The sequence below is a fragment of the Ideonella azotifigens genome (genome assembly GCF_006519715.1).
Lineage (GTDB): Bacteria > Pseudomonadota > Gammaproteobacteria > Burkholderiales > Burkholderiaceae_C > Ideonella > Ideonella azotifigens.
Genome location: NZ_VIDT01000667.1, coordinates 1 through 2,955, shown reverse-complemented (window position 1 = coordinate 2,955; position 2,955 = coordinate 1). Strand labels below are relative to the sequence as shown.

The 2,955-nt window shown below is 66.5% G+C and carries 4 protein-coding genes; 3 read left to right on the top strand and 1 reads right to left on the bottom strand.

All coding sequences use genetic code 11. The features are described 5' to 3' along the window. A partial coding sequence (locus tag FKP22_RS25935) for a cupin domain-containing protein (protein ID WP_211361590.1) occupies nt 1-321 on the bottom strand: 321 nt, incomplete at its 3' end. Nucleotides 322-395: 74 nt separating this feature from the next. Here FKP22_RS25935 and FKP22_RS25930 point away from each other — a divergent pair. The 3 genes from FKP22_RS25930 to FKP22_RS25920 form a co-directional block, all read left to right on the top strand. Beyond that, entirely contained in the window at nt 396-1,040 is a 645-nt protein-coding gene (locus FKP22_RS25930; RefSeq protein WP_141290696.1) for an FMN-dependent NADH-azoreductase, read from the top strand. Nucleotides 1,041-1,179: 139 nt separating this feature from the next. Beyond that, on the top strand, nt 1,180-2,406 hold the full coding sequence (locus FKP22_RS25925; protein WP_141290694.1) for an alpha/beta hydrolase family protein: 1,227 nt from the start codon (nt 1,180-1,182) through the stop codon (nt 2,404-2,406). Between the two features lie 74 nt (nt 2,407-2,480). Beyond that, nucleotides 2,481-2,955, top strand: a 475-nt coding sequence (locus FKP22_RS25920) for an NAD(P)H-binding protein (RefSeq protein ID WP_141290692.1), incomplete at its 3' end; no start/stop codon positions are given.

The window sequence follows — 2,955 nt, the reverse complement described above, 5'->3', positions numbered from 1 at the left end:
CTGCGCAGGGTCGCCGTGGCCGAGCACGTGTTCCACGCCTTCGGGCATCAGCACCAGGTCGTTGGCCCTCAGCGCCAGCGTCTGCCCGCCGACCTGCAACCAGCAGCGGCCCCACAGCACCACGTGGATACGCGCGTGCACGGTGTGGAGAAAGTGCATCGCCCAGTCGCCGTGGAAGTCCTGCGCGTAATAGACCACGCCCTTGATGCGCAGCGCCTGGAACAAGGCATCGAAGGCGGGCACCGGCAGGGGCGGCACGGACTTGTCGACCAGGCCCGGAGGCGCCGCTGCGGCGGAAGAAAGGCTTGGACGCTGCGTCATGATTTGTGGATTCTGTGTCATTCACAGTCCAGCCGCTGCTTCCTAGCATTCGGGCCATCGAAGCTTTTTGACTGATGACCTTCATGACCACGCTGCTCTACATTGAATCTTCTCCGCGCCAACAGCGCTCCCACTCCGCCGCCGTCGCCCGCGCCTTCCTGGATGCCTACCTGACGCGACACCCCGAAGTCGAGCTCGACACCTGGGACCTGTGGACGCCGGACTTGACCTTGCCCGAATTCGACGGCGCCGCGCTGAGTGCGAAATTCGCAGCCCGCAGCGGTTTGCCGCACACGCAGGAGGAAGCGGCTGCGTGGGCCGAGGTCAGTCGCCACGCACAACGCCTGCAGCGCGCCGAGCTGCTGCTGCTCAGCGTGCCGCTGTGGAACTTCGGCGTGCCCTACAGGTTCAAGCACTGGCTGGACGTGGTCACCCAACCCGGCCTGACCTTCCGCCCTGACCCGCAGAAGGGCATGGAGGGCTTGCTGAAGGCCCGCAAGGCGCTGGTGGTCTCGGCGCGAGGCGGGATCTATGCGCCTGGCTCGCCCACGGCCGCCTGGGACTTCGTGACACCCTACCTGCGCCACTGGCTAGGCATGCTGGGCGTGCCGGAAGTGACGGTGGTGGGCATCGACGGCACCAGCATTTCGGAAGCCCGGACGCAGTCTGCGCGGGCCGGTGCGATGGCCGAGGTCCAGGCCCTGGCCACCGGGTTTTGAGCGCCGCCGCGGGCTTGCGGTGCCGGGCCTGAAGCGTTTGCTTACGTGGATCGTGGGGGGACGGGGATTTCCAGGGCAAGCGGGGCTTCCACCGCGAAACAGCGGCTCCTAAAGTCGCGAATTTCGCATCGGAGGATCCATGTTTTCGAAGTTGTTCTTCCCCACTCGCCTGCTGTGTGGCGTTGCCCTCGGCATGGGCCTGGCCCACGCTGCGCTCGCCGCGGACGACATCGCCTGTTCGACAGCGGTGCCCACGCCCCAGAAGGTCAGCCGCACCGTGATCGACTACAACGGCAACCCTCAGACCTACACCTTCTGGACCGCGCAGGACTACTGCTACGGCGATGCGCAGGACTGGTACGAACCGGCACCGACGCAGGGCCGCCTGGTGCAGCGCGCTGACCTCTGGTATCCCACGTCCGACATCAATGTGGTCCGCCCGCTGATCATCTGGACGCATCCCACCGGCATGACCGAAGACTTCCGGGCTGCGAAAAACGCGCCCTACGAAGAGTCCACCATCTTCCAGAGCGTGCTGGTGCCGGCGATGCAGGCGGGTTATGCCGTCGCATCGCTGCAGTTCCGCCATCCGACGGCTTCCTACGACCCCGCCCATCCCACCGACCTGCCCGGCAACACCGACATCCGCGATGCGGTCCAGTACCTGAAGTACCACGCGGACGAGCTTCACATCGACCCGGCCAACGTGTTCCTGGTCGGCCAGTCGCGCGGCACGCTGAACATGCTGTGGGCGATCCGGCCCGACGCTGCGGCATCCGTGCCCGGCAAGCCCTGGCGTGCAGAGAGCAGCACGGTGCGCGCGGTGTGGGATTACCAGGCGCAGAGCTGCTACAAGAAGGCCAAGGTCAAGAAGACCTTCATCCTGCCGGAGGACTACAGCGCTTATGTCAATGACCCGGACAACTACAACCTGCCTGACAGCTACGACGCCGGCTGCGCGCTCGAAGACGTTCAAGCGGCCACTTCCGGTGCCACGCTGCCGCCGATCCGCGTGATGTACGACGAAGAGCCGATCAGCCACGGTAGCGTGACGCTGCAGCACTGGTGCAGCGACAACAGCGACACCAACTGCCGCGCGCAATACCCGCGCCCGGGCACCGTCTGGGCCGACTACTTCGACCTGCACGACGCGAACTTCGGTGTCGCCTTGTCTGCCGCGTACCAGGCCAAGGGTTCCGGTGACGTGGCCTGCCACGGGGTGGCGAAGAAATACGACCACAAGAGCGGGCCCTACAACGGCTACGCCAACTTCACGCACTTCTTCGACCTGTACCACTTCCCCTCGGCGCTGCCGACGGGCTATGTGCCGGACTGCCCGGTTGTCGCGCATCCGACCGGCGAGTGAAGCCAGGCAGGCCGGACCGGAGCGGCCTGCACCAAGCGCCTAACATCGGCCCCTTTGCTGACCAGAGGCCTGTCATGACCGATGAAGCTCGCGTGAATCCCGGCCGCAGGGTCCTGATCGCCGGTGCGACCGGGCTGGTGGGCCAGGCCTTGTTGGCGCTGCTGCTGGCCAATGCTTCGGTCATGCAGGTGCATGCATTGGTCCGGCGCCCGCTTGCGGCGAGGCACGCGAAGCTCAGCGCGCATGTCGTGGACTTCGCTGCCTTGCCACCGCTGCCCTCGGTCGACGAGGTCTACCTGGCGCTGGGTACGACGATCAGGATCGCTGGCAGCCAGCCGGCGTTCCGGGCGGTGGATTTCGATGCCAATCTGGCGGTGGCCCGCGCGGCGCGGGCTGCGGGCGCCCGGCGTGCCGGCCTGGTCAGTGCGATGGGCGCAAAGGCCAACGCCAGCGTCTTCTACAGCCGCGTGAAGGGCGAGATGGAAGACGCACTGGCGACCGTGGGCTTCGACGCCTGGGTCATCGCGCGGCCTTCCATGCTGGTCGGCG